General features: G+C 48.9%; 26 protein-coding genes and 7 tRNA genes. 18 read left to right on the forward strand and 15 right to left on the reverse strand.

Annotation, left to right across the window (positions count from 1 at the left end):
• Nucleotides 1-7: 7 nt before the first annotated feature.
• The 4 genes from HY455_00530 to rpsO all read right to left on the reverse strand — a co-directional run bounded on the left by HY455_00530 (nucleotide 8) and on the right by rpsO (nucleotide 5,237).
• Complete coding sequence (locus HY455_00530; protein MBI4118018.1) at nucleotides 8-1,324, reverse strand: hypothetical protein; 1,317 nt, start codon at nucleotides 1,322-1,324, stop codon at nucleotides 8-10.
• Between the two features lie 66 nt (nucleotides 1,325-1,390).
• Nucleotides 1,391-3,619, reverse strand: coding sequence for a polyribonucleotide nucleotidyltransferase (locus tag HY455_00535; protein MBI4118019.1), 2,229 nt, complete (start codon nucleotides 3,617-3,619; stop codon nucleotides 1,391-1,393).
• A gap of 724 nt (nucleotides 3,620-4,343) precedes the next feature.
• Nucleotides 4,344-4,868, reverse strand: coding sequence for an NYN domain-containing protein (locus tag HY455_00540; protein MBI4118020.1), 525 nt, complete (start codon nucleotides 4,866-4,868; stop codon nucleotides 4,344-4,346).
• A gap of 105 nt (nucleotides 4,869-4,973) precedes the next feature.
• The gene (gene rpsO, locus HY455_00545; protein ID MBI4118021.1) at nucleotides 4,974-5,237 is read right to left on the reverse strand and encodes a 30S ribosomal protein S15; all 264 of its coding nucleotides are present in this window, start codon (nucleotides 5,235-5,237) and stop codon (nucleotides 4,974-4,976) included.
• Nucleotides 5,238-5,578: 341 nt separating this feature from the next.
• Between rpsO and HY455_00550 the strand changes: the two genes are divergently transcribed.
• Together HY455_00550 and HY455_00555 are read left to right on the forward strand one after the other, a co-directional pair.
• The gene (locus HY455_00550) at nucleotides 5,579-6,265 is read left to right on the forward strand and encodes a tyrosine-type recombinase/integrase (protein ID MBI4118022.1); all 687 of its coding nucleotides are present in this window, start codon (nucleotides 5,579-5,581) and stop codon (nucleotides 6,263-6,265) included.
• A gap of 115 nt (nucleotides 6,266-6,380) precedes the next feature.
• On the forward strand, nucleotides 6,381-7,217 hold the full coding sequence (locus HY455_00555) for a hypothetical protein (protein MBI4118023.1): 837 nt from the start codon (nucleotides 6,381-6,383) through the stop codon (nucleotides 7,215-7,217).
• Between the two features lie 211 nt (nucleotides 7,218-7,428).
• On the opposite strand, the gene HY455_00560 is transcribed toward HY455_00555, so the two are convergent.
• Both HY455_00560 and HY455_00565 read right to left on the reverse strand, forming a co-directional pair.
• Nucleotides 7,429-8,898 carry an HD domain-containing protein gene (locus HY455_00560; GenBank protein MBI4118024.1) on the reverse strand — a complete coding sequence of 490 codons (1,470 nt, stop codon included), beginning with the start codon at nucleotides 8,896-8,898 and terminating at the stop codon, nucleotides 7,429-7,431.
• A 6-nt stretch (nucleotides 8,899-8,904) separates the two neighbouring features.
• Nucleotides 8,905-8,979 (reverse strand) — tRNA-Arg (locus tag HY455_00565).
• Nucleotides 8,980-9,080: 101 nt separating this feature from the next.
• Between HY455_00565 and purD the strand changes: the two genes are divergently transcribed.
• Nucleotides 9,081-10,457 carry a phosphoribosylamine--glycine ligase gene (purD, locus tag HY455_00570; protein ID MBI4118025.1) on the forward strand — a complete coding sequence of 459 codons (1,377 nt, stop codon included), beginning with the start codon at nucleotides 9,081-9,083 and terminating at the stop codon, nucleotides 10,455-10,457.
• Nucleotides 10,458-10,557: 100 nt separating this feature from the next.
• Nucleotides 10,558-10,983 carry a hypothetical protein gene (locus tag HY455_00575; GenBank protein ID MBI4118026.1) on the forward strand — a complete coding sequence of 142 codons (426 nt, stop codon included), beginning with the start codon at nucleotides 10,558-10,560 and terminating at the stop codon, nucleotides 10,981-10,983.
• A gap of 62 nt (nucleotides 10,984-11,045) precedes the next feature.
• On the opposite strand, the gene HY455_00580 is transcribed toward HY455_00575, so the two are convergent.
• On the reverse strand, nucleotides 11,046-11,621 hold the full coding sequence (locus HY455_00580) for a phosphoribosylglycinamide formyltransferase (GenBank protein MBI4118027.1): 576 nt from the start codon (nucleotides 11,619-11,621) through the stop codon (nucleotides 11,046-11,048).
• A gap of 602 nt (nucleotides 11,622-12,223) precedes the next feature.
• Here HY455_00580 and HY455_00585 point away from each other — a divergent pair.
• The 5 genes from HY455_00585 to HY455_00605 all read left to right on the forward strand — a co-directional run bounded on the left by HY455_00585 (nucleotide 12,224) and on the right by HY455_00605 (nucleotide 13,813).
• A tRNA-Gly gene (locus HY455_00585) sits at nucleotides 12,224-12,297 on the forward strand.
• A gap of 498 nt (nucleotides 12,298-12,795) precedes the next feature.
• Nucleotides 12,796-12,957 carry a DUF4177 domain-containing protein gene (locus HY455_00590; protein MBI4118028.1) on the forward strand — a complete coding sequence of 54 codons (162 nt, stop codon included), beginning with the start codon at nucleotides 12,796-12,798 and terminating at the stop codon, nucleotides 12,955-12,957.
• Between the two features lie 56 nt (nucleotides 12,958-13,013).
• On the forward strand, nucleotides 13,014-13,436 hold the full coding sequence (locus HY455_00595; protein ID MBI4118029.1) for a YraN family protein: 423 nt from the start codon (nucleotides 13,014-13,016) through the stop codon (nucleotides 13,434-13,436).
• Between the two features lie 125 nt (nucleotides 13,437-13,561).
• Nucleotides 13,562-13,632: transfer RNA gene (locus HY455_00600), tRNA-Pro, on the forward strand.
• 110 nt (nucleotides 13,633-13,742) lie between these two features.
• Nucleotides 13,743-13,813, forward strand: a tRNA-Pro gene (locus HY455_00605).
• 42 nt (nucleotides 13,814-13,855) lie between these two features.
• Here the strand turns inward: HY455_00605 and HY455_00610 are convergent.
• Nucleotides 13,856-14,407 (reverse strand): HD domain-containing protein, encoded by a 552-nt coding sequence (locus tag HY455_00610; protein MBI4118030.1) that lies wholly within the window; start codon nucleotides 14,405-14,407, stop codon nucleotides 13,856-13,858.
• A gap of 104 nt (nucleotides 14,408-14,511) precedes the next feature.
• On the opposite strand from HY455_00610, the gene HY455_00615 reads away from it, so the two are divergent.
• The 4 genes from HY455_00615 (at nucleotide 14,512) to HY455_00630 (ending at nucleotide 17,145) form a co-directional block, all read left to right on the forward strand.
• Nucleotides 14,512-15,696: a PLP-dependent transferase gene (locus HY455_00615; protein MBI4118031.1), complete on the forward strand. Its 1,185-nt coding sequence runs from the start codon at nucleotides 14,512-14,514 to the stop codon at nucleotides 15,694-15,696.
• 335 nt (nucleotides 15,697-16,031) lie between these two features.
• Complete coding sequence (locus HY455_00620; protein MBI4118032.1) at nucleotides 16,032-16,460, forward strand: S-adenosylmethionine decarboxylase; 429 nt, start codon at nucleotides 16,032-16,034, stop codon at nucleotides 16,458-16,460.
• Complete coding sequence (locus HY455_00625; GenBank protein ID MBI4118033.1) at nucleotides 16,418-16,798, forward strand: S-adenosylmethionine decarboxylase; 381 nt, start codon at nucleotides 16,418-16,420, stop codon at nucleotides 16,796-16,798. Before HY455_00620 ends, HY455_00625 begins: the two co-directional genes overlap by 43 nt.
• A 77-nt stretch (nucleotides 16,799-16,875) precedes the next feature.
• Complete coding sequence (locus HY455_00630) at nucleotides 16,876-17,145, forward strand: hypothetical protein (protein ID MBI4118034.1); 270 nt, start codon at nucleotides 16,876-16,878, stop codon at nucleotides 17,143-17,145.
• 69 nt (nucleotides 17,146-17,214) lie between these two features.
• On the opposite strand, the gene HY455_00635 is transcribed toward HY455_00630, so the two are convergent.
• The 5 genes from HY455_00635 to HY455_00655 form a co-directional block, all read right to left on the reverse strand.
• Entirely contained in the window at nucleotides 17,215-18,258 is a 1,044-nt protein-coding gene (locus HY455_00635; GenBank protein ID MBI4118035.1) for a fructose-bisphosphate aldolase class I, read from the reverse strand.
• A 35-nt stretch (nucleotides 18,259-18,293) separates the two neighbouring features.
• Nucleotides 18,294-19,079: an inositol monophosphatase gene (locus HY455_00640; protein MBI4118036.1), complete on the reverse strand. Its 786-nt coding sequence runs from the start codon at nucleotides 19,077-19,079 to the stop codon at nucleotides 18,294-18,296.
• A gap of 73 nt (nucleotides 19,080-19,152) precedes the next feature.
• Nucleotides 19,153-19,223, reverse strand: a tRNA-Ala gene (locus HY455_00645).
• Nucleotides 19,224-19,506: 283 nt separating this feature from the next.
• Nucleotides 19,507-19,577 (reverse strand) — tRNA-Pro (locus HY455_00650).
• 1 nt (nucleotide 19,578) lies between these two features.
• Nucleotides 19,579-19,652: transfer RNA gene (locus tag HY455_00655), tRNA-Val, on the reverse strand.
• A 129-nt stretch (nucleotides 19,653-19,781) separates the two neighbouring features.
• Here HY455_00655 and HY455_00660 point away from each other — a divergent pair.
• Complete coding sequence (locus tag HY455_00660) at nucleotides 19,782-20,045, forward strand: hypothetical protein (protein MBI4118037.1); 264 nt, start codon at nucleotides 19,782-19,784, stop codon at nucleotides 20,043-20,045.
• A 164-nt stretch (nucleotides 20,046-20,209) separates the two neighbouring features.
• Complete coding sequence (locus HY455_00665; GenBank protein MBI4118038.1) at nucleotides 20,210-20,458, forward strand: hypothetical protein; 249 nt, start codon at nucleotides 20,210-20,212, stop codon at nucleotides 20,456-20,458.
• A 104-nt stretch (nucleotides 20,459-20,562) separates the two neighbouring features.
• On the opposite strand, the gene HY455_00670 is transcribed toward HY455_00665, so the two are convergent.
• Together HY455_00670 and ppsA are read right to left on the reverse strand one after the other, a co-directional pair.
• Nucleotides 20,563-21,228: a hypothetical protein gene (locus tag HY455_00670; GenBank protein ID MBI4118039.1), complete on the reverse strand. Its 666-nt coding sequence runs from the start codon at nucleotides 21,226-21,228 to the stop codon at nucleotides 20,563-20,565.
• A 105-nt stretch (nucleotides 21,229-21,333) separates the two neighbouring features.
• Nucleotides 21,334-23,760 carry a phosphoenolpyruvate synthase gene (gene ppsA, locus HY455_00675; GenBank protein MBI4118040.1) on the reverse strand — a complete coding sequence of 809 codons (2,427 nt, stop codon included), beginning with the start codon at nucleotides 23,758-23,760 and terminating at the stop codon, nucleotides 21,334-21,336.
• Nucleotides 23,761-23,891: 131 nt separating this feature from the next.
• On the opposite strand from ppsA, the gene HY455_00680 reads away from it, so the two are divergent.
• From HY455_00680 to HY455_00690, 3 genes are read left to right on the forward strand one after another with little or no spacing between them, the layout of a single operon-like run.
• A complete protein-coding gene (locus HY455_00680) occupies nucleotides 23,892-24,464 on the forward strand; it encodes a hypothetical protein (GenBank protein ID MBI4118041.1) in 573 nt (190 codons plus the stop codon).
• Nucleotides 24,465-24,477: 13 nt separating this feature from the next.
• A complete protein-coding gene (xth, locus tag HY455_00685) occupies nucleotides 24,478-25,248 on the forward strand; it encodes an exodeoxyribonuclease III (GenBank protein MBI4118042.1) in 771 nt (256 codons plus the stop codon).
• Entirely contained in the window at nucleotides 25,245-26,132 is an 888-nt protein-coding gene (locus tag HY455_00690) for an A/G-specific adenine glycosylase (protein ID MBI4118043.1), read from the forward strand. Before xth ends, HY455_00690 begins: the two co-directional genes overlap by 4 nt.
• Nucleotides 26,133-26,135: the final 3 nt, after the last annotated feature.

A 26,135-nucleotide genomic window follows, 5' to 3' on the forward strand; every position in this document is an offset into this window, starting at 1 on the left:
GAAGCCACTACCGCGTTACACGCTCGGGTTGCTTGAGTCGTTTCACCGCCTCGTCAAAAGTGACTTCGTTTGTCGCGATAAGAAGCGTTTCCCCATCAATAAAAGAGTAGAGGAGAAGGATTTGGTTGCTTGCGTCACGAAGCATGCGCGCATCTTGGTTTTTAACAATGACATCCTCGAAGCGCGCATCACGCGAAAGTCCGCGTGGCGCAGTGCCGAGGAGAAGAGGCGTTAACCCCTGAAGCATTGCTGGTTCCCACTCAAGCATGCCGCCGAACGCTTGGTCGTACGAAGAGACCTTAAGAATCAGGAATGGGTGGTTCTGTGACAGCGCGTGAAAACCAAGGACGTAGATGGAGCCAAGCGTGCGTGTCAACGCGGAAGGCATGTCGGGGCTTATACTGAGAAAGAGTTCTTGGGCGCTGATTGCGGACACTGTCGTGCCCGCGCTACTTGCAGGAGAAGGGGTTTCACGCACCAAGCGAATGCGTAGCATGTCGTTTATTGTTAGCTTAACTTCGTTCACCCGCTTTCTTATCTGGCTTTCGATGTGGGAGCGCGAAAGTGATGTCAGTACGACGTCGGCCACTTCTTCGGTGAAAAGGGTTTCGTTTTGAGCGACCTCTAGTTCCACCTGTTCTTCTTGTTGCTGTGTGAATATGTAAAAACCAAGCCCGAGCGTTCCTGCGATAAGGATAACCCCCAGTCCCACGAGGAGCAGTTGTTGCAGTGGGAAACGACGCTCTCTATTCGTTGCATCCACCCCCAGCGTCTCGCGTTTTGCATGTTCGGCGAGGGCAATGCCCGTAATCGAGCGCTTCTCTCTCTGGATAGTTTCAGTGACGTCGGTCTTGAAAGTGCGAAGTGGTTTTAGGAACGAAGCAATACTGGGATTTTCAACTACTGGCTTTTCCTGAATCTTTGACGGTGCTACCAACTCCGTTTTTTCTACAGAGTTTGTTTTTTGTGGAATGGTGGGGATATTGCTTAGCGGAATACTTTCTGGCGCTCGGGATTCCACCGTCTCTTCTTTGGGCACAGGTATCTGCTTTCCCACCTCAAGTTCACTTGGAGTGATGGGCAGTGTCTCCGCATCCTCGTCTATAGCCATGGGTTGTACACCATACTTTGTGATGTCTTCTTTTTTTTCTGTTGTGCCGTTCCAGATTTCGCCGACCTCATTTGACAATGACCTGTTGGGAGCGGCTTCGGAGGCTCCGCCAAAAACAAAGAATCCCTCTTTCTCTTGCGTCTCTGGTTTCTGGGGTGGCATCTCTGTGCCGTCGGCCTTTTGTTGAGGAGTGGTGTTTTCTTGTGGGGGCATTGTTTCTAGTATATCGCGTTACGTTTGTTAGAAAAACCCCTCCGACCTAAGGTGGAGGGGTTTTTGCTATGAATGGCCGTTTGAGCGGTAGGGACGATGGTTGGACGGTCTTGGTGGGCGCGAGGCGTAGTCTGCAGGAATCTTTCCTCGGAAAAAGTCTGGATCTGCACCCTTGATAGAGAGATTGATTCTTCCCCTCTCGTCGATTTCTTTTACAACAACAGGGACGCGGTCCCCTTCCTTCAAGATATCACTAGGCTGGTCGATGCGTATCGGGGCAAGTTCGGAGACATGTACAAGCCCATCGGCGAACGGTGAGATTTTGACCATTACCCCGAATTCAAAGAGGCGGACCACCTCTCCTTCGACGCGCTCCCCGGGAGTCCACTCGTGGGCTATCGCTTGCACTTTTTGTAACGCTGTTTCTGCGGCGCCGTTTTTGCCTATAACAAAGACCGTGCCGTCTTCCTCGATAGAAATTTCAGCACCAGTTTCGGCAATAATCTTGTTGATTGTTTTGCCGGACGGACCGATAAGAAGTCCTATTTTGTCTGTAGCGATTTTTTGCGTTAACACTTTTGGCGCTGATGGTTTTGTTTCTACGCGCGGCTTCGGCATTGCCTTCTCCATAACATCCAGCGCAAAGAGTCGTGCGAGTCGCGCCTTTTCAAATGCGTTGGCAAGAATGGCAATCGGAATACTTCCGATTTTAATATCCATCTGTACAGCGGTAATGCCATCGCGCGTGCCCGCGACCTTAAAGTCCATGTCTCCGTGGTGATCCTCGGGCCCTTGGATATCGGTTAGGATTTTATAGTCGCCATTTTCCCCAAGCATAAGCCCCATGGCCATTCCAGCAACAGGTTTTTTAATTGGCACCCCGGCGTCCATAAGGGCCAGTGTTGCGGCACAGACCGAACCCATTGATGTTGAGCCGTTTGAAGACATAACCTCCGAGACAACACGTATCGTATACGGGAATACCTCTTTTGAAGGAATAATAGGGAACAACGCTTTTTCAGCGAGTGCCCCATGTCCTATCATGCGGCGATTTGTTCCCCCAAGACGTCCTGTTTCTCCAGATGAAAAAGGTGGGAAGTTGTAGTGGTGCATGAACTGCTTTTTGGTCTTGATTTCCATGCCCTCGATAATCTGTGCTTGCTCAGGCCCCCCAAGAGTTACAATAGAAAGCACATGAGTTTGCCCACGATAGAACAGTCCCACCCCATGAAGCATTGGGGATATGCTTCCCGCCTCTGCGTAGAGTGGGCGGATCTCATCCATACCCCTTCCGTCAACGCGCCTCCCCTCTTCGAGGGCCGCTTTGTGGACCAGCGCATCCATCTTCTCTTCAAAATATTCACTTGCAAGAGCGGTACTCTCCTCGGGGAGGACAGCTCTTACCAACTCAAACCACTCCCCGCGTAAGTCATCGTAGGTTTTAATGCGACTACCAGTGCCGACGTTGCGCGGGTTCAGTCTTTCCTCAAGTGGAGGCAAGCACTCCATAAATGCACACTCCGCAAATCGTGGTTCGATTTTTTCTGCGAAAAGAATTTTGAGCGCATTACCCGGTTCTTTAAAGTTAATCGGCGTTTTTACAAGACCCACTTTCTGTATTATCTCTTTCTGCCAAGCCTCGAGTTTCGTTATTTCCGATACTGCTGTAGCAAGTGCGGCATTGATTTCCCCCTCGCCCACCTCTTTAGCCCCCGCTTCGATCATGTTGACGTTCCCATCCTTTCCACAGATAAGCAGGTCTAATACACTTTTTTCATCCTGACGGTGTTTGAGTGCGGGGTTAGTGACAAAGTCGGCATTGGTGTCGTGTTTTCCTATGCGCACAGCGCCTACGGGTCCGTTCCATGGAATATCTGATGTTCCGAGTGCTAATGACGCCGCATTAATCGCGAGTACACCCGGGTCATCTTCTCCCATGGAGAGGATGGTGATGATGACCTGCACTTCATTTCGCATCCGCTTATCGAAAAGTGGCCGTATGGTTCGGTCAACGGCTCGCCCACCCAAGATGGCCTCGTCTGATGGGCGCCCCTCTCGTCGCATGAAGCGGCTCCCCAAAATTTCTCCTGCCGCGTAAAACTTCTCTTCATAGTCAACGGTAAGCGGGAAGAAATCCGTGTCCCCCCTCGTGCCCCTCGCCATCACCGCTGTTGCAAGTACGGTTGTGGTGCCGCACGAGAGAATAACCGACCCGTTTGCCTTTTCCGCTAGATCACTAAAGGTAGCTGTAAGCTGTTTGCCGCCGATTTCAGTGGAGAACGTTTGCGTTTTCATGCCAAAAATTAAGGAGTGAGTGATAATAAACGACTATAATTTTTGCGCACCCGCCTAAGTTTTTGCTTCGCAAAAATTTTGGCGGGTCTAGTAAAATATGTTCGCTATACTCACTATTTTACTATGATAGTTAAAAGGTACCACAAAGCCTTTTCTTTGGAACGGTTGCGTTACGGCTTTATTCATGGCATCTTGTGTTGCAGATACTTCTATTGGGGACTTTCATGGCTCTTCTAGGCGGTTGCGCAAGGGATGCCTTTGAATGCCAATGCAGTTGTCACCACGAAAATGAAAACGATGGAGATAGTATGGTTGTGGGGGTGCACATTGCTGCGTGTTGTGAGCGGTGCCCACAGTGTGGCACGCGCATCATGATTGGGATGCTCGAACTGCATCTGTCATCGGCGCACAAAGAAGACGCTCGTCCTCTTCCCCCTCTTCCTCCCGATCCTGTTGTTAGGGGGGAGGACCCATTTGACCTTTGACGAAGATACACCCAAAAAGGACGATGAGTGCACGCACACGTGTCATCTCGGAGAGGGTGGCGTAATAGATTGTGGAAGCTGTTGCGCCGGTCAATGTCCCCATTGTTGGAGATTCATCAAGAGGGATAGATTCAATGAGCACGTGAATCGCTGTGGACTCACGGAGGATCACGGAAGAATTATTCCTCAAATTGGGTAATGCAAAACCGCCCCGATGTTACATCGGGGCGGTTTTTTCTTTAGCGTTTTCGTGGCGCATTTCCTATGAGGAATTTCTTTGGTTCTTCGCCAAGGTCTATAAAGTCATCTGCGATTTCTTTTAGTCTTCCTGACGCAGAGCGGCTGAATGAAATAACCTCTACTTGTGTATTCCATTGTGCCTTTAGATACTCGACAAGGGTAATAAAGTCTCCGTCACCCGAGGCGATTACAACCGCATCTAATCTTGGTGCGAGCTTGATCGCGTCGATTGCCATGCCAACATCCCAGTCGGCCTTTTTGGCACCACCCAAAAAGATTTGAAGTGGCTTCGTTTTTGTCTCTATCCCCGCTTTTTCAAGCGCTTCAAAAAATGCCTTCTCTTCGCCAGATTCTGTGGTGATGACGTATGCAATGGCGCGGACAAGTTGTCGTCCTGCAACCGCTTCTTTCAAGACTGCACTAAAGTTAACGCGAGCATTATGTAGATTCTTTGCGCTGTGATACAAGTTTTGTGTATCTATAAAAACCCCAACACGCTGATTCTTATGTTTAATAACTGCCATATGTAAAAATTTCTAATAATAGCTTCTAATCTGTAGATTAAAATACTTTCGACCTTTACACAAACGGCCCCATAAGGGCCGTTTGTGTAAAGTATTGCTACTCTGCTACTTCAACCCAAGCTTCTTCACCGTGCTCGCATACCGTTTTTCATCTTTCTTCTTCAAGTAGCGAAGGTGTTTTTGCCGGTCAGCAACCATTTGGAGAAGTCCCTTCCGGGAGTGTTTATCTTTGCGATTTTTCTTCAAATGTTCCGCGAGTGCGTCAATTTGCCTTGAAAGAAGGGCAATTTGCACCTCAGGAGAGCCTGTATCGCCCTCTTTTTGGGAAAATTTCTTGAAAACATTATCTTTTTGCCGTTTCGTAAGCATTACCGAAAGCATAGCATACTTTATTAAAAAATGCAAATAGTGTTATGTCAATACATATATCGACCAAAAGAAACAATTCGACCGAGCTGGTGATTGCGAAGTGATACAATAAAAGCATGCCTCTCGATGCTTCCACACTCAAAAGAGAGTTTTTGGAATATCTCGAAATTGAACGTGGCCGAGCACGACGAACTATTGAAAATTATGACCACTACCTCTCGGAGTTTTTGAAGTGGAGCGAGGTAAAATACCCCCAAGATGTCACTGAGGACCTTGTACGAAAATATCGTTTACATCTCAATAGGAAAGAGTATACAAAAAAAACACAAAATTACTTTTTAATTGCACTTCGGCAGTTTTTGAAGTACCTGGCACGCAGGGATGTCGCATCCCTACCCGCTGATCGTATCGAGCTTGCTAAACAAGGTGACCGCGACCTCGATCTCATTTCTGCAGAAGAACTAGGGCGGTTACTTGCCTCCCCGGCAGAGGCGCTAGCAAAGGCAGAAAAGCCCGAAGAAAAACTCAAGGCGCTACGCGACCTTGCTATTTTGGAACTCCTCTTTTCAACCGGTCTTCGTGTTGCGGAGCTTTGCTCCCTTTCGCGCTACTTGGACTGGAAGAGAGATGAGGTCTCTGTGCGTGGTAAGGGCGACAAGGTGCGCCTCGTTTTTATCTCGCCAAAGGCAAAGCAAACGATTAAGGAATATCTTGATATACGAACCGACGTAGATGACGCACTTTTTGTTAATGTTTCAAGAGCAAACAGCGCTTCTCGCCTTACTCCTCGTTCGGTTGCCCGCATTGTGAAAGAACACGCCATCCGCGCGGGCATTGATAAGCGTGTCTCCCCCCACACGCTTCGGCACATGTTTGCAACCGACCTCCTTGAGAATGGGGCTGACATTCGTAGTGTCCAAGCTCTTTTAGGTCACGCCAACATAGCCACCACGCAGGTATATACCCACGTTACCGATCGTCATTTGAAGGATATCCACAAAACATTCCATGGCAAACAGCGTAACTAAACGAGGCATTGACAAATAAGTATATAATTGGTATAGTCAAAAAGGACGCCATCGTGTCCCCATAACGGGGCATTTCGGCGCAACAACCGCACCAAGTAACAAGGAGTAGTGGGCGATGGAACTGACCACGTCAGCACACGCGGGTCGCGAACTAATGCACGTTCGCGGACCGCGTGACGTTGCCCCCTTTACCGGTGGGCGAGGGACCATGTTGTTTCTCCGCTGGTACGAAGGGGAATTGTGGATCGTTGGCATCACCGATGTTGATCCGCGAAAGTGGAAGGGACGATACCTTTCTCCGCGTCGTGCAACACCAGGGGGTATGCAGAAAGACTGGACTCCCGAAGGTGGCGACATCGAAACATGCATTGAAGCCGCCATGAAAGAAGGTTTGGAAGAGGCTGGTGTCATGGGCATTCATGCCTCTGATGTCTACCCACTGACCACAGTCGTCAAGGGTGTACCTGGCCGGGACTTCAAGAACGATACGGAGACGGGTAGTCGTATGAACGCAATGTACCACGTCTTCGTTCACTGGGGTGATGTTGCCCTGCACGAAACCGATGACGTGGACGCCAAGGACCCGACATGGATTCGTGTCAAAGACGTCTTGTCTCCGACAAGTGAATGGTATCTCTTGCACGTAGTGCTTGTTGCTGGGTCGCTCAAGATGCTTGCCACTGACATTGAGCGGCATTTGAAAGGAGAGCTCAGTGGGCGGGCAAACCAATTTTTCGAGCGTATGTTGCGCACGAATGATGCCAAAGCAAATACTGCTGCCGCCTTTGAGGTGCAGGAATTCCGCGAGGCGCTTCGCGAATGCCTGGATGCAATCGAGCCGCTCTCGGTTATTGAAGGCTTCATGGAGGCGAACCCGCAACGCGGTCGTTCGCCTGCTCCGGAGAATTTCTTGGCCGGATTCCAGTTCTTTCCCCCACCCGTAGTGGAGTAAGGTATGACGCATCCGTTTCGGTTACGACCGAGGCGGATTTTTAGTTGGAACCCATCTCAAAAATCGCTTTCGAGTCGAGAAGCGCGGTTTCCTTGTCGAGCCGCGAGTCGGAGGTCGAGGAATAGTGTAGCTATTGTGAGGCCGAGACGAGGCGTCGCAGACGAAAACCGCGCTTCAGAGGGCCGGAATGGATTTTTGAGATGGGTTCTAATCACTTTACCCCATGTCGCTTTCTAATTTCAGAAATTTCTTTTTCTTCTTCTTCCAATCGTTTCTCTTTTCCTGCTTCACCAAGTTTTTTAAGTTCTATATCAGAGAGTTGTGAGAGAGCGACAACTCGTGCTTCAAGATTCTCCGCTGTATTCAGTGTTGGATCATCAAGCACTTCTTCCAGAAGCGCATGGAGCACCCACCCGATTCGTGGGCCAGGGGTTTCTCCTCCGAGCTCCATAATGCGCGCACCATCAATGGTGAGCATCCCCACCGTCACGGGCGCGCGAGTCGCTTCCTCAATCATTGATTCGTATTTGCGGAGACGGTACGGCTTCTCTTTCGGCCGCCCCATACCAATACGGTCGCATGCGCGCACTTTCATAAGGTCCCAGACATTCTCGGGGCCGACATTGCGCACAAGACGGCGCACAGCAGAAAGCGTGATTTGATCTATGTCGCTGAAGAATAAGTGCCAGCGCACAAGTTTCGCCACCGTCTCTATGATGTCATTTGAATATTTAAGGCGCTGTAAAGCATTTTTTGCTTGGCGCCCCCCTACTACATCGTGCCCGTAGAACGTCCAATCCTTCTTCTCGTCTGACCACTGTCGCGTCTCTGGCTTGGCGACATCATGGAAAAGGGCAGCAAGACGGACATGAAGCGGCCACTCACGTTCTGCGGCGTGTTGTACAGCACGTAGGTTGTGCTCCCAAACGTCATAAATATGATCCCCGTTTTGTTCAACGCCGATTCCTTCTTCCAACTCGGGTGCGACGTACTTGAGGAGCCCATGCTCATGAAGCATTTGTATACCCTGCATGGGAGACGGTGACATAAGAAGGTGAGAAAACTCATCTTGCACACGCTCCTTTGCTATCAGCTCAATATTTGCTGCGAGTTTACTAATAGCATCCCCCGTATCGGTCTCTATTGCGAAGCCAAGTTCTGCGGCGAGGCGTATTGCACGCATCATACGGAGTGCATCCTCATCAAAACGCTCCTCACTTTTGCCAACAGCACGGATGATTTTATCTTTTAGATCTTGTTCGCCGTGAAAGAAATCAAAAATATCTCGATTAACAGGGTCATAAGCAATCGCGTTCACCGTAAAATCTCGGCGCTTGAGATCGTCCTCGAGTTTTTCGGTGAACCTCACTGCATCAGGTCGGCGTTTGTCAGAATATTTTTCTTCAATGCGATACGGCGTTACCTCCACCACTTTCAAGGTTTCATCAACCACCTCTTCATTCACCACACCGACGGTGCCGTACTCGTTTTCGTAAAAGGTGTGGGGAAAAAGTTCTTGGATCTTCTCTGGCGTTGCGTTTGTTGTTACATCCCAATCTTTTGGTTTCTTACCTAAAAACAAATCGCGCGTACAACCGCCGACAAGATATGCTGCAAACCCCTCCTTTTGGAGAGTTGTTACAACCTCGAGAACTTCTTTGGGGACACCAAATTCTTTCATTGTTTTTGGTGCACCCGGAGGGATTCGAACCCCCAACGACAGGTCCGAAGCCTGTTGTGATATCCATTTCACCACGGGTGCGTTAAATAACGCTACATTTGTAAGCGTACCGCAAATTGTGGGGAGAATAAAGGACGTGGTATGTTGCCTACAGATATGAGCAGGCATGAGGGGCCTTTAAAATGGGTACGAACGTTCTCGTTGTTGGCGGTGGAGCGCGCGAACATGCGCTTGGATGGGGCATTGCACAGTCCCCTGGTGTTGGGAAACTCTTCTTTGCTCCCGGCAATGCCGGCACTGCAGATATCGGCAAGAATGTTTCCTGGTGGGATCCGAAACGCCCTCTTCTAGAGCAATGGATTACGATTCAAAACGGAATCGAGGAGAAGAACATTGGCCTCGTCGTTATTGGCCCAGAGGGGCCGCTTGCAGAAGGCTTGGCAGATATGATTCGCAAAATGGGTGTCCCCGTCTTTGGTTTTTCGGCAAGAATGGCTCGGCTCGAGTCTTCAAAGGATTTTGCAAAAGGGATAGCAAATAAGGCATGGGTCCCAACGGCCCCGTACAAAAACTTTATCTGTAGTGAGTGGAGAGACGCCATTGCGTATGTGGAGGGCCTCGGCGTTAATATCCCAGTTGTTCTTAAGGCAGATGGTCTTGAGGGAGGCAAGGGTGTCCTACTTCCCGTGTCACTGAATGAAACGGTGGTGGCTATTGAGCAGTTGGGTAAAAAGGGATGCTCGGGTAATCAGTTTATTGTTGAGGAGAGGTTTTTTGGAGACGAGCTCTCACTTCATGCTCTGGTGAGTCGTGGCAGTTTCAGTACACTTGTTGCAACAGCAGATGAAAAGCGTGCTTCAAAAGAGCCCAATGCACCTAACACTGGTGGCATGGGTGCCTATGGCCCCGTACCGTGGGTTGGACGCAAGGAAATAGATCTTTACGAAGAACTATTTGTGAGGCGCGTGCTCCGCTATTGTCGTGACGTTCTCAAAATTGATCCCAACGAACTCAATGGCTGTCTCTATCCAGGTCTTATGGTGACACCCGACCAGGGCCCCAAGTTGCTTGAGTGGAATGCGCGCTTTGGTAACCCGGAGGCGCAGGCCATCATGCGACTTTGGAAGATTTCAAGCTTTGGAAATCCACTGTTGGTGCTCGACTCATGTGCAAGGGGTACATACAACCCACATATGATGGGTCCCTACTGGCATAGTGGACGCGTCGTCTGTGTGACTCTTGCGGCGCGAGGATATCCCGGTGATGTGTCTGCAGTTCAGGGCGCACTGATTCGAGGCATTGAACGAGCAGAAACCATCCCAAGAGTTAAAGTATTTCACGGCGGAACGGCCCGAGACAGCAATGGGGATCCTGTGGTTGCTGGCGGGCGCGTGCTTTCAGTCACCGCCGTTGCAGACACGTTTCGTGAGGCGCGCGAGCGTGTGTATGAAGCAATCCCCCGCATTACCTTCGGCGCCCTCGACAGCAATCTTGTCATGTACCGCGACGACATCGGTCTCAAGGCCGAAAAGTGGGAAAAAGATAACCGTAAACGATAAGAAGATGAACCCCCCGCACCATACGTGCGGGGTTTTAATTTTGATTGACCTTATTCCCCCGCCCGCTATACTACGGGTAGAGTATTTTGGGAGCCAGGCCATGGACATCCTGCTCAGGCATGCTCGCGGGGAACTTGTCCAAAAGCCCGCAGAGTGCATCAGGAAAGGGCACCTTAGGGGTTGGTGTATCTTTGATGAAAAGGGCGCAGAGTTTAACGTCGATCGTCTAAGGCCGATTTCAGCTATTGAAACGACGTTGGCATTTCCTGAAGGGGTTTGGTGGTTTTTCCTCTTTGTTAATAGCGCTGTCTTCGTGCGTTGTTATGTGGTATCTGACCGATATCCACTAGGAAGCGAAGAGCGCGTTGTAACCGATGTCGTAACAGATTTTAGTTTTGAAGGGCGCGACGTCAAGGAGATTAAGGAGAAGCTTCAGGATAGTATCGAGTGTGGCGGGAGATCACTCCGCCTTCCTCCCCCGCTTGTCGAAGCAATACTCGCTGTTGGAGAACGTGCCCAAAAGTAAAAAACATAATTAACTAAGCAACTGCCCCCAAGGCGGTTTTTTTTGCGATTAAAAAACCGTTATCAAAGATTAGATAAACGGTTAGGAAGTCTTCGCAAAAAAGCGTCTATTGTTTTTGGGTAGAGTTCATGTTCCACATTTTTGATGCGCGCATGCAGGGTTTCATCTGTGTCCCCGTCTAGTATGAGAACCTCTTGCTGTGCGATAATGGGCCCCTCATCCAGTTCGGCGGTCGCTATGTGTATCGTGCATCCGGTTACCTTAGCGCCAGCGCGGAGAGCATCCTCCACGGCGTGCCCACCCTTGAAGTTCGGCAAGAGCGAAGGGTGGGTGTTTAAAATGCGTCCGTGGTAGCGGGTAAAAATAACCGGACTCAAAACAGTCATGAACCCCGCCATTGCCACCGCATCTATTTCGGAACTCTCCAACGCACCCAGTATGTCGATTGTAAACTTCTCTCGGTCAAAGTTTTTACCGAAAACCCTCTTAAGAAGTAGGTGGGGTAGTCGGGCGTCAATTGCCATGTCGAGCGCTCGACATTCCCTATCGGCAATTACGAACGCAACAGGAAGCGGGTATTTGAGTATTGCCTCAAAATTGGTACCGGCGCCTGAAACAAGAACCGCTAGTTTTGGCATTTTTTTAACATATTTCTCTACTTTAGAGGGTACCACTATCCGTAGGCCAAAGGAAAACCTTGCGTTATCTGCCTGTTTGTGCTATGGTGTCCTTTGGTAGCGTCCGTGCTGGAGATAGACGTTGTGGACCCGGGGGCAGTACCCGGCGCCTCCACCAATCGCCCCTCACGAATAGTCACGCCTAGTGCTGACGACGTCGTGTGTATCTCGCACTGATCGCGGGGTATGGCTAGACAGCTACGGCTGGTGACGGACTCCGTCGCAAGACAGAGGCAGGTCGCTTTATCTAGCTAGGGTCTTTGGGGGCGAAATAGGATCGACACACGTTGAAGGCCAGCACAGCTCTAAGAGTTCGCTCAAGGAGCAGGATTCTGCCAAAACCAAACGCCAACGATAACCATCGGGCGTTCGCTGCCGCTGCATAAGCGGTAAGCGGGGCACGGGGGACGCCTGGCAACAGAAGTCCCCCACTAACCAAAAGTTTTGTTCCTTAGTTGTTCGATCGTACGGCCGTGGATGAAGAATCCCGGCTTTTTTGTTGAAGGCATCGAGGAAAAGATGTATACTTTTCGGAAAGGAAAAGCTGTCTGGTTTGTTTATAAGCGGGCATGGTTTAGTGGCAGAACGTATCCTTGCCAAGGATAAGACGGGGTTTCGATTACCCCTGCCCGCACCAAAACAAATAACAAAAACAAAAAGCCACGATTACTCGTGGCTTTTTGTGTTACATCTATACAAAAAAGACTTAATAAAACCCAAGCCACATTTCTCTGTTTTTAAAGGTTTTTTAAAGACAAACTGTGGATAAAACTGTGGATTTGTGTATAAAGGACGTCCTTTTCTTGTCTTTATTTATGCATCAAATGTTTAAAATCAGCTTATTTATCAAGTAATTTTAGACTTTTATACCATAATAATCCTCTAAAATATTTTGTGAAACCGTGAAACAGACAATGATAAAAAATATGGTAAGGTAAATACATATCCATAAAATAAAATTAACCCAAAAACATCAAGAGAATAAATAGAAAAATGAGGATGTTTTCACACGAAACAAACACTATTTAGTAATCTGCCAAGAATCCTGAGTGTTTCATGTGAAAAGTCGTAGATGAGATCTAGTTTTGAAAACTATTTCTTGCTAAAATTATTAAAGAAACTCTCGAAAGGAACAATGATGCCTAAGTGGGAGTATAAGGTTGTCCGATTTAATGAAGAATCACAGCTCTCAAACGATTATTTCAATACTCATGGAAATGATGGATGGGAGCTCGCCGCCATTGGAAGCGTTAATATGCTCAAGTGTGCGATCTTTAAGAGAAAGAAGAGTGAATAATTCCTGCCACATCCGCTTTTAAGTAAGGCGGTTTTTTTGTTAAGATAGGTTTTGTTATGGGTACTCATAATGAAACAGGAAAACTTGGAGAAGACATTGCGGCAAGATATCTTGAGGACAACGGTTTTGAAATCGTAGAGCGGAATTATAGAAAACCTTGGGGAGAGATCGATATCATAGCGAGAAAGAGGGGAGTCCTTTATTTTATTGAAGTTAAAGCTGTTTCACGTGAAATATCCAGAGAAGAGTCTGTAGATATTTCACGTGAAACATCGAATTGGTTTCAGCCTGAGGATGCTATTCATAAAAACAAACAACAACGTCTCAAACGAGCAATCGAAACATATCTTGCTAGCAAAAGTTCAGTTTCACGTGAAAATGGCGGAGAAATAAAATGGAAGTTTAGTGTCATTGCTGCTTTTCTCGATACAGACAAGAGGTTGGCGAAAATTAGATTTCATGAGGATTTTGCGCTCTAAAATCATAAAGGACATTTGTCCTTTATGATGTCCTTTAGAATAACAGCTATTAAATCGCAAGGCTTTAGTGTATAGTTAAGCGTAAATAAGCAGAGGTACACATGCTTTGGGGTCAAGCCTCTAGTCGGGGCGTAGTATAGTGGTAGTACACATGCTTTGGGAGCATGTAGTCCGAGTTCGATTCTCGGCGCCCCGACTGGGGGATTGACCAGAAGCGCCAAAGCGCTTCTGCGGAAATTTCCTCAAGAAGTTTATGTAGTCCGAGTTCGATTCTCGGCGCCTCGTCATTGGAATTAATCAGGTGAGCGGGCCGTAGTATAGTGGTAGTACGTATGCATGGGGTGCATATAGTGGGAGTTCGATTCTCCCCGGCCCGATTTCAAAGTAACAAAAACACTTAGCATTGCTAAGTGTTTTTGTTACTCAATCACCTCGTCTTTGATAAGGACCCACCATTGTCGTGTGTCGCCCTTAAGCTTTTCATACTCGCGGTCGTAAATGGGACGGAAGTATTCGTTACCCGCCTTCACCTCTTCGTTGCACTTGGCGAGGAGGGACAAGCGGTCAGCGGCTTTCACAATCTGTGCCTCGATTGACTTTTGCTCGCTCTCTTCATTCCAGAGCGCAATGTAGTACTCCTGGAGTTCTTTTGGAAGATCGCTCCAAATACCGTGCACCAGAACTTTGTTTACTTTGCGAATGGCAAGGTTAACTTCTTTTGAATGATGTTTGAAGGGGCTTAAGATGTCGCCGGAGAAACGTTCCTCCATGTCGTGAATGAGCGCCATGGAAGTTACCTTTTCTCGGTTTACTCTTTTACCGTTTTTTTCGAGGAGAAGACAAAGCAGAGAGGCGATGTAGGCGACGAAGAAGGAATGGTCGGCGACGGACTCCTCGAAGTGCTGGGGGTGTCCGCTAAAGCGCACAATGTGTGCGAGTGATCGATCACGAATGTGGTCGAAGATGGGCATGTCTTCAGTATATCGTATTTGGTATTTGGTATGTAGTACTTCGTGGTTTGACTTTTTCTGTTTTGAGTAGTATGGTCTGTTCAGACGCAACCACGGGAGTAACCATGGCACGCAAACCTGTTGACGCACATGGCTCTATTGTGCCGCCCATTCACTTGGGCGTGACGTATGCTCACGCATCTCTCGCAAGTGCTCGCGAGGCCTTTGAAACACTTGGGCATGGATATGCCTATGGTCGCATGGGTAATCCGACTGTCACAGAGTTCGAGCGTTTCTTGGGGGAGATCGAGGGAGTTCCACAGGCCAATGTTTGGGCTACCAGCTCCGGGCTTTCTGCTTTGACGCTTCTCGTTTTCGGTTTGACGGCCAAGAGCGCGGGAGGCAAGAAGCGCATTGTTACCTCCTCCTACATTTACGGCGGAGCGTATCACCAACTCAAGTTGTGGGCCGATGAGCACGGCTATGACATCGTCTTCCTAAACAACCCCTTCTCACTTGAAGCATGGGATAGTGCTCTTGCAGCAACTCCTGCGGCATTTGCACTTCTTGAGACCCCGTGTAACCCGACAATTGACGTTTTTGACATTAGGGCAATTGCCGAAGTCACGAGTCGGTATGGAGTTCCGCTTGTGGTAGATAATACCCTGGGTGTTGCCCTGCAGAGGCCGCTTGAACTCGGAGCGGATGTTGTCCTGCACTCAACAACCAAAGCAATCAACCGCCAATCCACAGGACTGGGCGGGGCACTCATTGCGAGCGCCGCTTTTGTGGCTCGATTCGAAAGTCTGCTCAATGATTTTGACGTCTCAAACGGCCTCATTGCCCACCCGATGTCGGCGTGGACATCGCTCAATAGCAGAAAAACGCTACGGCGTGACATGCTCGACTTCTCGCGCATCGCCCTCGGTGTTGCCACGTTCCTCAACAAGCATCCAAAAATCAGAGAAGTGTATTATCCACTTCTACCGTCGAGTCGGAGCTATGACATTGCTCTGCGGCAAATGCCAGATGGTGCTGGCGGACTCTTCTCGTTTAGAGTCAAGAGTTTCGAGTCAGCCCAAAAGCTTGTCGAACTGCTCAAGGTGCCCTATCTCGCACCACACTTGGGACACAGCGAGTCACTCGTGATCCATCCGGCTTCAACCACGCACGGTAAGCTTACCCCCGAGCAGTTGGCTAGTGTAAACATCGCTCCAGAAATGGTTCGGTACTCTGTCGGCCTCGGCGTGCCCGAAGATGTCATCAGAGAAATTACGGAAGACTTCGCCCAGGCGCTTGATCAAATCTAATTTTAAGTTACGGTCGGGTTCCCCCCGGCCGTTTTTTGTTGCCTCCTGAACACGCGCGGAGTTATTCACAGTATTTGCATTTTTGCAGAGTATGCTATAGTTTATTTCAACACCCTTTTTAGGGGTTAATTTGTTCTCCCTACCGAGCTACTCCGGCTTTCGCCTCTGCCAAATAGCGGAGACGGAATTGCTACGGGGCAAGAGACAGCACATTGGTATTATCCATTAATGAGGGTTCATTTCGAATTCTGTTTTTGGAAAAGATTTTCGAAATGGGCTCTTTCACCCCACCACATTTCGACGCAAGGAGAAATGTCTCAAGGTCTTCATCTGAGATGAAACAGTCGGGGAGCGTTGATCAGGCGTTTGATTTTTTCAATTGCGAAAATATCGACGCGCTGGTCCAGAGCACTATTCGTCAAAAACTCGAACGGTGCATACAAGAGTCGGGGTTTACGTTTATCGAGTCGGTATTTCACAAGTTTAAGGGATTTGGCGAAGGGTATAGCTTTCTCGCTATTATCGGAGAATCACACGTTGCCATACACACATGGCCCGAGAAGGGGGCGGCGGAAATAACGCTTCATTATTGCGATTTCTCTCGTAACAACGGAGAAAAGGCGGAAGAACTCATCAAGCTTTACAAAGAGATTTTTCGGCCGGCACGCATAAGCGCTTACAAGACAAGGATTCGTTGTGTTGTGGAGCCAATACAAACAACATGGAACAAAAAAAGACAAACAATGAAAAAGAGTTTGGCGTAGAGCTCATCCTCGACCTTATTGATTGTGATAAGGATGCCATTAGCTCAAAAGAGCATATCACTGCGTACGCAAAAGAACTTTGCCGCGTTATTGAGATGAAGCCATTTGGCGAGCCATTTGTTGAGCGGTTTGGACTCGGTAAGGACTTCACAGCCGGATACTCATTGGTGCAACTTATCGAGACGAGCTCAATCACTGGACACTTCTCCGAGCTCTGGGGAAGGGCGTATATCAACATTTTCTCGTGTGCAGAGTTCGACACCAATCGGGCCGCAGAGTTTACGATGAAACACTTTGGGGCGAAAGATGCCAACAAGCACGTGTTGCATCGTGGGTAGGGAAAGGGACGGACGCGACAGAATGAGTCTGTTATACTAATAACAGAAACTTGATGGACAACTGACGGAGACCAATCATGGCCGTTTTTCTTGCCGCGGTACTTTGTGTCGTAGATAACGAAGGTGAGAATGCTCGTTTTGATGTACGCACCTCTGTTATCCTCGCCGACTCGGCTAAGGATGCCGAGGCTACTGCGCTCGTCGAGTGGCGGGAGACGAACCCTGAGTGGGCTAAACCAACAGACGAGATCATTCAGAGGGTGCACGCTACGGAACTTTCAGTAGAGCAGTTGTCCCAATGCGCTTCCTGTGCGCGGAGGGAAGCGGAGATCACAAGAAAATCTTGAGAAACTTTGGTTACTCACAACAAACAAACCCGACACTAGTCGGGCTTTTTGTTGGCACTTACATAAGGTCTAATATGGCCGCTCTTTTTCCATGTCGCTCGAATACTCGCCCTTGGTGGCCAAGGCGTTCATCTTGGAGCGGAAGAGAAGTGCTTCTACGGCTTTTGCGCTGTTTTTGTCAGGATTTTGAGCCCAGATTTTAAGCACGGGGTTTTGGATGGCGCGGGAATATGAGAATGAAAGCGGCCACGGTAATTTGTCTGCCGTGAGCGCAGTCGAACGGTTCATTTCGTTCAAGTTCTCTGTTGCCTGTTCGTCACCTTGACCCCCAGAAAGGAAGACGACACCCGCAAGTTCGCTTGGTACTGCCTCCTTTAGGGCGCGCACGGTCTCTCGCGCCACCTCTTCAGGAGTTGACTGTCGTGCTGCTTCTTTACCAGCAATAACCATACTTGCCTTCAAGATAACACCAGGCAAAAAGACATCTTGTCCCGCGAGCTCTTCGAAAAGCTTTTTTTGTGTTTTCACCGTTACCTCGTAGCATGTTTCAATAGAATGATCTCCGTCGATCAAAACTTCTGGCTCAACGATGGGGACGATGTCCACTTCCTGGCAGAGCGCTGCGTAGCGTGCCATTGCGTGGGCATGGGCGTGGATACACGCGTCGGTTGGGATACTGCTTCCTATGGTAATCACAGCACGCCATTTTGCGAATGTCGCACCGAGGGTCTTGTATTCTGCAAGTCGCTCGCGCAACCCGTCTAATCCTTCTGTAATTTTTTCGCCTGGATGTAGTGCTAACTCTTTTAGTCCAGCATCAACCTTGATACCAGGGAGGATACCTTTATCGACAAGAACTTTGGCAAAGGGTCTGCCATCGGAAGTTCTTTGGCGAATAGTTTCATCAAAAAGAATGATACCGCTCACGTACTCTTCGAGACCGTCGGCCGTGATGATGATTTCCCTATAACGTCTACGGTTTTCTTCTGTTGAGGGAATTCCTACCGCATCAAATCGCTTTTTCGAGGTTGAGGCACTTTCGTCTGCCGCAATAATCCCTTTTCCAGGTGCGACCATTTGTTTCGCAACCCTTTGCAACACGTCTTGGTTCATAGATTCTTTCTTTTGTTTATAAACTAGCAAATGTATTAAGAAATTTTCCCGCTTTGTATAAGTGAGAGCAACTCTTCATGGAGTATGCCATTAGAACAGAGCTGCCCGTCCATCTCTGTATCATACCGCTTGGGAACGTTTCCGTGTAGGTCAGTAACCACACCACCAGCTTCCCGGACGATGATTGCCGAGGCCGCCATGTCGTGTGGGGGTCTGCCGCCGAAGAAAGAGGCGGCAAACTCGCCTTGAGCAACCAAACCGGCCATGTAGTGGGTAGAGAGACCAGTGATGAAGGAAATACCCTTGTCATAGCCCTCTTCCATGGCGGGGAAGAAATTAAACACTTTCTTCATCTTGCCCATGCCGATAAGAGCGCTTTTAAGTGAAGCGTGCTTCGAGACAGTAATGCGCTTACCATTCACGTATGCTCCCTTTCCTTTTTCTGCGCTCCACATTCGATCAAGGAATGGGTCGTAGATAATACCGAGCACAGGTTCACCATTTTGGATGAGCGCAAGCGCAAACGTTGCCGTGGGTATGCCGTGCGCAAAGTTGTGCGTTCCGTCCACAGGGTCGCAGATCCAAACATTGTCGCTATTCTCTAGACAGTCATTACCTTCCTCTGAAAGTATGCTACAGGTCGGGTAGCAGCTTCGGAGTTTCTTCAGAACCATCTCGTTCACGAGGAGATCGGTCGCAGTGACGGGGGAGCGCTCGTCCTTCCACTCCTTCGCCATGTTACTCGAAAAGTTTTTGCGAATAACCTCACCAGCTGCGCGGGCAAGGGAGGAGGCCACTTCCATGGGTATGGGGTTCGGCATAGAGATAACTATAAGTATAACCCGTAACTCGATTCCCGAGTCACCTAGCCGGAAATGGGAAAGTATTGTTATGTGGACTCACCGGGAATCGAACCCGGGCCTCGGCAATGCGAATGCCGCGTAATACCACTTTACTATGAGCCCCCCTACCTCTAATCGGGGTGGGCAGACGCTTCGCTATCTCACTCTTTGGAAACCCACGTCCCTATTGCCTGCCAGCATACGCTGGCAACGGCAATTTCGCTTTGCGAATCGGATGAAAAGCAAAGCAGTTTGCTTTTCATTTCTACTCCGCCCCTCGACGGGCTCGGGGCTGCCTTCCTCCACGGGAAAACTACAGTTTTCCCGACCCCTTTCGTGTTCGGTTCTGCCCACCCTCTAAAAATATACTACACAAACAAAAAAGTTTGTTTCGTCATTTTTATAATCGGGGTGGGCAGAATCGAACTGCCGCTACGGAGTCCCGAACCCCGCGTACTACCACTATACTACACCCCGATGGGCGATGGAGGATTCGAACCTCCGACCTCTGCAATGTGAATGCAGCGCTCTAACCAGCTGAGCTAATCGCCCTGTTTCGCAAAAAGAATACCAAAAAATCCACGGTTTTACAATGAACGATACCGCGCTGTCTTCTACAAGATTGCGCGTTGATAATACTTCGTGTATGGTCTTTGGTAGAAACATCTCGTAGGGGATGTCATGGCTACGCAAGAACAGGCTCGTGCAGTTTTGAATTCTATGAAAAAAGATCTTCGCGAGAAACGTGTTGGTAGTAGTTTGAGCCGAGACGCTCGTGGGAATTGGTTCATAACACTCCGGGTAACGCGGCCCCTTAAGGATGGGACTTTTCCGAAACAGAAAGACGGCGTACGGATTGAACAGAAGTTTGTCGGGAGGATTCGCGCTCTGCCGAAGGATTCGGAGACAAAGAAAAAGCGTCCGACAAGACGAAGACGAGCGTAACAATTCAACATAAAAAAGCCAAAGGTCGTCTTCGGACGTCCTTTTTGTTATGATAAAGAGCCCAATCGGGAGTAATCCACAGGACGCTTGTGGCAATCTCTTAGGAGGGGTATACTACGGAAGTACATAAAAAGTGCCTATAAACTAACCCCAAAATCTTTTTTATGGCGAATGCAGCCCTAACAAAACCATTGAACTTATCTGCTGACCTCGAGGCCGTTGTGGGCAAGGGTCCAATGCCGCGTTCAGAAGTTGTTAAGCAAATATGGGTCTACATTAAGAAGCATGACCTACAGAACCCTAAGAACAAACGCAATATTTTGGCCGACGAAAAACTCAAGGCTGTGTTCGGGGGCAAGAGCGAAGTTACGATGTTTGAGATGACAAAGCTTGTGTCAGCCCACATGAAATAAGGGTATTTTAGAGACGTTAAGCAAAAAACAAAAAACTCTGCCAACTGGTGGGGTTTTTTGTTTTACTAAATATCAAAATCCCCCAGAATTATCCGGGGGATTCTCTACTGCTTAAGACGAAGCGTCACGAATTCAATGACTGCAACAGTGGGAATGCCACATGAATTGAGCCACATGCGCATCTCTCGCACAATGTTTCCGTAAAGACCAGAGGGCAATGTGACCAGGAATACCGAATCTCGCGCTCCAGGGTTGTCCTTTGCGCGGTACCAGAGGGCATCATCCGCTGTTCCCATTTGCATTCTCACTTCACGGCTTGAGGCATCGCGATCACGCAGTTGCACAACAGGGATACTGCGCTCTCCTCCGGGGTTCATCGGACCGTATCGTCCAGTCATCATGTTCAGCGCTACGGTGAGAGGATCACCTTCACCACTCCGCGGAATATATTCTTTAACCTCGGTTTTGTCGTCGCTACGCGTTGTTCGTATGCGAAAGAGCCTGCTTCTAAAGGTGTTGTCCGGAGCAAGAAACATTTCTGAGGTGTATTCGTATGTGGCATTCTTCAAGGGTCCACTTACTTCTAGCTTGAGCCGCGCGCCAGAAACACCCGCTGCGGTCCCCTCAAAAATAAATGCTCCCTCGATTGTGTGCCCGAGGAAAGAGTCAGACACGTACTCAAGCCGCTGCGGGACGACGCATTGGGCAAATGCTTCAAGCGGCCAGATAAAAAACAAAAGAAGAGCATACAAGAAGGCGCCGCGTTTCATGACAATTCCATCGCTACATTCTTCGCGTAGTATAGCCCGCGCCAATAGTGTGTCAACAAAAACCCCGCGTCATGAGACACGGAGTTACGAAATAAATATGGCGACTTAAGCTTTTTCTCCTTGCTCTGCTGCAAGAACGTTTTGGATTGTCTGCGGCACAGCATCGGGCATGACCGAAATAGAGTCGATGCCACAATCGACAAGGAACGCTGCGTAGTCGGGATGGTTTGAAGGGGCTTGGCCACAAATGCCGATCGGCTTGCCGAGGGCGTGTGCTTTCTCAATTGCCATTTTCATTAACTTCTTGACGCTTGGGTTGCGCTCATCCGCAATGTGGGCAAGCGCGCCGGAGTCACGATCAATGCCAACAGTCAATTGTGTCAGATCATTTGATCCAATAGAGAAGCCGTCAAAGTGAGGAGCAAATGATTCAAGATCAATGACATTAGTCGGAATTTCGACCATCATATACACCTCAAGATTATTTTCTCCGCGCACGAGACCGGACTTCTCCATTTCCCTGATGACGCGCTCGCCTTCATCGGGCGTTCGGCAGAAGGGGACCATCACCTTTACATTTGTGAAGCCGTATTCATCGCGAACACGTTTGATTGCCTCACATTCAAGTGCGAACGCTTTGCGATAGCGCTCATCTGCGTACCGTGATGCACCTCGCCAACCCAGCATAGGGTTTTCCTCATGCGGCTCGAAGAGGTGTCCACCCAAAAGGCGGCGGTACTCGTTCGTCTTGAAATCGGAGAAACGGACAATAATCGGGTTCGGATACATTGCTCCAGCGAGTAGGGCAATGCCTTGGGTTAGTGTGCCCACCACATATTCGCGGAGTGTATCGTATCCCGCCGTAAGCTGCGCAACTCTCTTGCGCTCCTCGTCTGCAAGCGGAAGAAGTTGAAGGTCTTGTGTGGCGAGTGAAGGATGAAGCCGAATCAGGTTCTCCATGACAAACTCGAGCCGTACCAGACCAATGCCATCATTGGGGTACGCATAGAATCGTTCGGCGCTTGCCGGATCCGCCATGATGAACATCACTTTCGTGCGAGTTTGCTTCTTTGCCTCAAGGGCAGGACGGAGATCGGTAGTCTTGGTCTCAAGGATCAATGTTCCTTTGAAAATAGTACCCTCGCCGCGCTCATTCTGATTTGCGTCAACAGTGACATCGCTCTTGCCTTGAAGGACCTCGGTCGCATGCTTTGCGCCAACAATACACGGAATACCAAGTTCGCGAGCAACAATTGCCGCGTGCGAGGTTTTGCCGCCTTCGTCAGTGACCACTGCCTTGGCTCTCCGCATAGCAGGAAGCCAATCTGGATCAGTCATCTTCGCAACAAGAATATTGCCAGTGCTAAACTGCGAAATGTCTTCGGGAGAATCAACGACTTGCGGGACACCACAGACGGCTCCGGGGGAGGCTGCTGCACCGATAGCAAGCACTTGAGCAGACTGGCCAACCTTGACCAGCGTCGTTATTTGAATAAACGGATCTCGAAGTGCTGTCGCGGGACGCGTTTGGACAATATAGATTTTGCCGTCACCAATCTTCTCGCCATCACCAAACTTTGCCCACTCGACATCAATGGGGCGGCCGTAGTGCTCCTCAAGGAGAATCACTTGTTCAGCGAGGTACATCATTTCTTCTTGAGAAAGGCAGAAATGCTCGCGCTCTTCTTTTGTCGTATCCACAAGACGGACTGGTCCATGCTCGCCATATCCATAAATACGCTTGACAGTCTTGGTGCCGAGCTCTTTGCGAGCAAGTATGGGACGCGCGCCCTTCGTCGGCGGCTTCAAGAGCATAAACGTATCCGGAGTGACTTCACCCTTAACCACAGTTTCGCCGAGCCCCCAACTTCCTTGGATACAAACGAGGAAGGGTGCTTGGGTCACTGGTTCGTGTGAGAACGCAACACCGGACGACGCTTTGTCGGAGCGAACCATCTTTTGCACGACAACGGCGATGCCATCTTCTGGGAAGAGTGGAATGCCACGTTCGTGTCGATACGCGATTGAACGTGCGGTAAAGAGGGACGCGAAACACTTGATAATGTGTTCAATCACATTCTTTGTACCGCGAATGTTCAAGTATGTCTCGTGCTGTCCGGCAAATGAAGAGTCATTACTGTCTTCACATACTGCCGAAGATCGCACGGCGACATCGGTGTTTTGGTCTCTGCTGTATTCTCTATCCAAAAGAAGGTACGCCCGGTGTACGGCCTTTTTCAAGCGCTCTGACATTTCTGTGTTTGCAATGTCTCGCCAAATGTAGCTTGCGTATTGACCGAGAGAACCGTCATTTGCGTCGAAGTTGATATGTCTCAAGTGCTCCTTGATAGTTGCTACGAGGTTTCCTTCCTCCATGAAGAACCGCCACAACACAGTAGTGACTGTGAAGCCATTTGGAACGGCAACACCCTTTGACACCAACTCTCCCAGATTTGCACCCTTACCACCAGCAAGGTTGAGAGAATCTCTCGTCATGTCCTTAAACCAGAGAATGAGTGGCTCCCTTTTCATCTGTGCCTCTTTCAAACATCTGTCTCTCCACACTATAACTAGAAGATAAGGGTGTAGAATACTTGCCCCCACACCTTTCAGTGTGTTGTGTTTTGGTCAAGTAGGAGAGTTGTCGTGCTACAATATTTCTAATGAAAGGATATAACGCAACACTTTTTCTCATCATTCTTTTCCTCATCATTGGCGCCTGGTTTATTCAGGTGTTAGGGGAAATCCTTCATGTTTCGATATCAGTTCCCACAGAGACGATGATAACCAGTTTTGAAGAATGCGCTAAAGCCGGAAACCCTATTATGGAGTCATACCCTCGGCAATGTCGCGCGGGCGGAGAGACGTTTGTGGAAAACATCGGAGACGAACTCGAAAAGCAAGACCTGGTTCGTATTGCCGCGCCGCGGCCAAATATAATTATCAATAGCCCGCTTGTTGTAGAGGGTGAGGCACGAGGCTTTTGGTTTTTTGAGGCGACATTTCCTTTGGTACTTGTAGACTGGGACGGTAAAATAATTGCGGAGTCATACGCACAAGCAGATGGGGAGTGGATGACCGAAGAGTTCGTGCCGTATAAAGGCACGATCGTATTTGAAAAACCGATTTTTGTCGGCGATTTCTCCAAACGAGGTGCGCTCATCCTCAAAAAATCAAACGCATCGGGACTTCCGGAACATGATGATGCTCTAGAAATCCCCGTTAGATTTGAGTAAAAACATTTTTGCAATGAAACTACTTTCGTGGAACGTTAATGGTCTTCGTTCGGTGCATCGAAACGGCTACTGGCCCGCGTTTTTGAAAGAGGCCCCGGACATTTTTTGTTTTCAGGAAACAAAAGCAGAGGTAGAACAACTACCACTCGAAGTCAGGGATGTGCCCGGTTATTTTTCGTACTTTTCCTCTTCAAAAATTAAGAAGGGGTACAGCGGTGTTGCAACATATACAAAAAAAGAGCCGGATAAGGTGGAATACGGAATGGGGATTGAGCGTTTTGATTCCGAAGGGCGTCTGCTCGCTGTGTATTTCGGCAAAACAGTACTTTTCAACGTGTACTTTCCAAATGGTGGAGGTGGACCAGAACGCCTGGCGTATAAGTTCGACTTCTATGATGCATTTTTAGAGCACATTGAAGCTTTACGCAATGATGGGTACAAAATTATTTTCTGTGGCGATGTGAATACTGCGCATGAGGCAATTGACCTGGCTCGGCCCAAAGAGAACGAGATGAATACCGGCTTTCTCCCGGAAGAGCGCGCATGGATTGACGGGGTGGTGAACCATGGATATCTCGACACCTTTCGCCTTCTCCACCCACGCGACGCAGGTGCGTACTCCTACTGGGACATGAAGACACGCGCACGTGATAGAAATGTCGGTTGGCGTATCGACTACTTTTTCATAAGCAGTAATCTGCGACCTCGATTAAAGGATGCTTTTATTTTGCCCAACATCCTCGGTTCTGACCATGCTCCCGTTGGGATAGATATTGATCTATGAATAAGCTTTCGTCTCGAGACATCGCGCGATTTCAAACTAAAATCTGGCAGTATTACAAAAAACACGGGCGCGATCTCCCTTGGAGACACACAGTACACCCCTACAGAATCGTCGTTTCGGAGATAATGCTTCAGCAGACGCAGGTGAAGCGGGGACTTGCGAAGTACCCCTTGTTTATCAAAGCGTTTCCCTCGTTTCGTGCGCTTGCGCGAGTCCCTCTTGCTCGGGTACTCCAGGAGTGGAGTGGTCTCGGCTACAATCGCCGAGCAGTCAATCTTCATCGCCTCGCGAACATAGTTGTAAAAGACTATTCTGGGCGATTGCCGAGCGATTTTGAATCGCTCAAAAACCTTCCCGGCATTGGCAGTGCAACAGCCGCGTCCATTCGCGCTTTCGCTTTTAATGAACCCACCCCGTTCATCGAGACCAACATACGAACAGTTTTTATTCACCACTTTTTTGAGAATCGTACACGACAAAAAATAAAAGTAGACGACAAAGATATTTTAAAATTGGTAGAGCAAACGCTTCCCGCGGACAATCCGCGTGAGTGGTATTGGGCGCTTATGGACTACGGCACTCATATCAAAGAAATGTATGGAAATCCGAATGTGATCGCGCGAGCGTACAAGAAACAATCTCGTTTTAAAGGTTCAGACCGAGAGATTCGTGGAGCGGTACTCAAGGCCCTTATTGGGAAACCCGAGGCTCTTTCTTTGAATACAATTATCAAATATGTAGGAGGGGAGAAACTTCGTATACAAAAACAACTCTCAGCGCTCATTCGCGAAGGATTTCTTGAGGTCACTAAGAGAAAAGGCCTGCTTCTGTATTCGCTGTCGACCTCTACAAACACAAAGCCCTCCACCCGCATTCTCTCTTGAATG

It is taken from the genome of Parcubacteria group bacterium (assembly GCA_016204045.1).
Lineage (GTDB): Bacteria > Patescibacteriota > Minisyncoccia > Phycocordibacterales > UBA2135 > JACQLQ01.

Bases quoted from the DNA above. Each gene is read 5' to 3' on its own strand.
- HY455_00530 (MBI4118018.1), bottom strand. From the start codon at position 1,324: ATGCCCCCACAAGAAAACACCACTCCTCAACAAAAGGCCGACGGCACA.
- HY455_00535 (MBI4118019.1), bottom strand. From the start codon at position 3,619: ATGAAAACGCAAACGTTCTCCACTGAAATCGGCGGCAAACAGCTTACA.
- HY455_00540 (MBI4118020.1), bottom strand. From the start codon at position 4,868: ATGGCAGTTATTAAACATAAGAATCAGCGTGTTGGGGTTTTTATAGAT.
- rpsO (MBI4118021.1), bottom strand. From the start codon at position 5,237: ATGCTTACGAAACGGCAAAAAGATAATGTTTTCAAGAAATTTTCCCAA.
- HY455_00555 (MBI4118023.1), top strand. From the start codon at position 6,381: ATGGAACTGACCACGTCAGCACACGCGGGTCGCGAACTAATGCACGTT.
- HY455_00560 (MBI4118024.1), bottom strand. From the start codon at position 8,898: ATGAAAGAATTTGGTGTCCCCAAAGAAGTTCTCGAGGTTGTAACAACT.
- purD (MBI4118025.1), top strand. From the start codon at position 9,081: ATGGGTACGAACGTTCTCGTTGTTGGCGGTGGAGCGCGCGAACATGCG.
- HY455_00575 (MBI4118026.1), top strand. From the start codon at position 10,558: ATGGACATCCTGCTCAGGCATGCTCGCGGGGAACTTGTCCAAAAGCCC.
- HY455_00580 (MBI4118027.1), bottom strand. From the start codon at position 11,621: ATGCCAAAACTAGCGGTTCTTGTTTCAGGCGCCGGTACCAATTTTGAG.
- HY455_00590 (MBI4118028.1), top strand. From the start codon at position 12,796: ATGATGCCTAAGTGGGAGTATAAGGTTGTCCGATTTAATGAAGAATCA.
- HY455_00595 (MBI4118029.1), top strand. From the start codon at position 13,014: ATGGGTACTCATAATGAAACAGGAAAACTTGGAGAAGACATTGCGGCA.
- HY455_00610 (MBI4118030.1), bottom strand. From the start codon at position 14,407: ATGCCCATCTTCGACCACATTCGTGATCGATCACTCGCACACATTGTG.
- HY455_00615 (MBI4118031.1), top strand. From the start codon at position 14,512: ATGGCACGCAAACCTGTTGACGCACATGGCTCTATTGTGCCGCCCATT.
- HY455_00620 (MBI4118032.1), top strand. From the start codon at position 16,032: ATGAAACAGTCGGGGAGCGTTGATCAGGCGTTTGATTTTTTCAATTGC.
- HY455_00625 (MBI4118033.1), top strand. From the start codon at position 16,418: ATGGAACAAAAAAAGACAAACAATGAAAAAGAGTTTGGCGTAGAGCTC.
- HY455_00630 (MBI4118034.1), top strand. From the start codon at position 16,876: ATGGCCGTTTTTCTTGCCGCGGTACTTTGTGTCGTAGATAACGAAGGT.
- HY455_00635 (MBI4118035.1), bottom strand. From the start codon at position 18,258: ATGAACCAAGACGTGTTGCAAAGGGTTGCGAAACAAATGGTCGCACCT.
- HY455_00640 (MBI4118036.1), bottom strand. From the start codon at position 19,079: ATGCCGAACCCCATACCCATGGAAGTGGCCTCCTCCCTTGCCCGCGCA.
- HY455_00660 (MBI4118037.1), top strand. From the start codon at position 19,782: ATGGCTACGCAAGAACAGGCTCGTGCAGTTTTGAATTCTATGAAAAAA.
- HY455_00665 (MBI4118038.1), top strand. From the start codon at position 20,210: ATGGCGAATGCAGCCCTAACAAAACCATTGAACTTATCTGCTGACCTC.
- HY455_00670 (MBI4118039.1), bottom strand. From the start codon at position 21,228: ATGAAACGCGGCGCCTTCTTGTATGCTCTTCTTTTGTTTTTTATCTGG.
- ppsA (MBI4118040.1), bottom strand. From the start codon at position 23,760: ATGAAAAGGGAGCCACTCATTCTCTGGTTTAAGGACATGACGAGAGAT.
- HY455_00680 (MBI4118041.1), top strand. From the start codon at position 23,892: ATGAAAGGATATAACGCAACACTTTTTCTCATCATTCTTTTCCTCATC.
- xth (MBI4118042.1), top strand. From the start codon at position 24,478: ATGAAACTACTTTCGTGGAACGTTAATGGTCTTCGTTCGGTGCATCGA.
- HY455_00690 (MBI4118043.1), top strand. From the start codon at position 25,245: ATGAATAAGCTTTCGTCTCGAGACATCGCGCGATTTCAAACTAAAATC.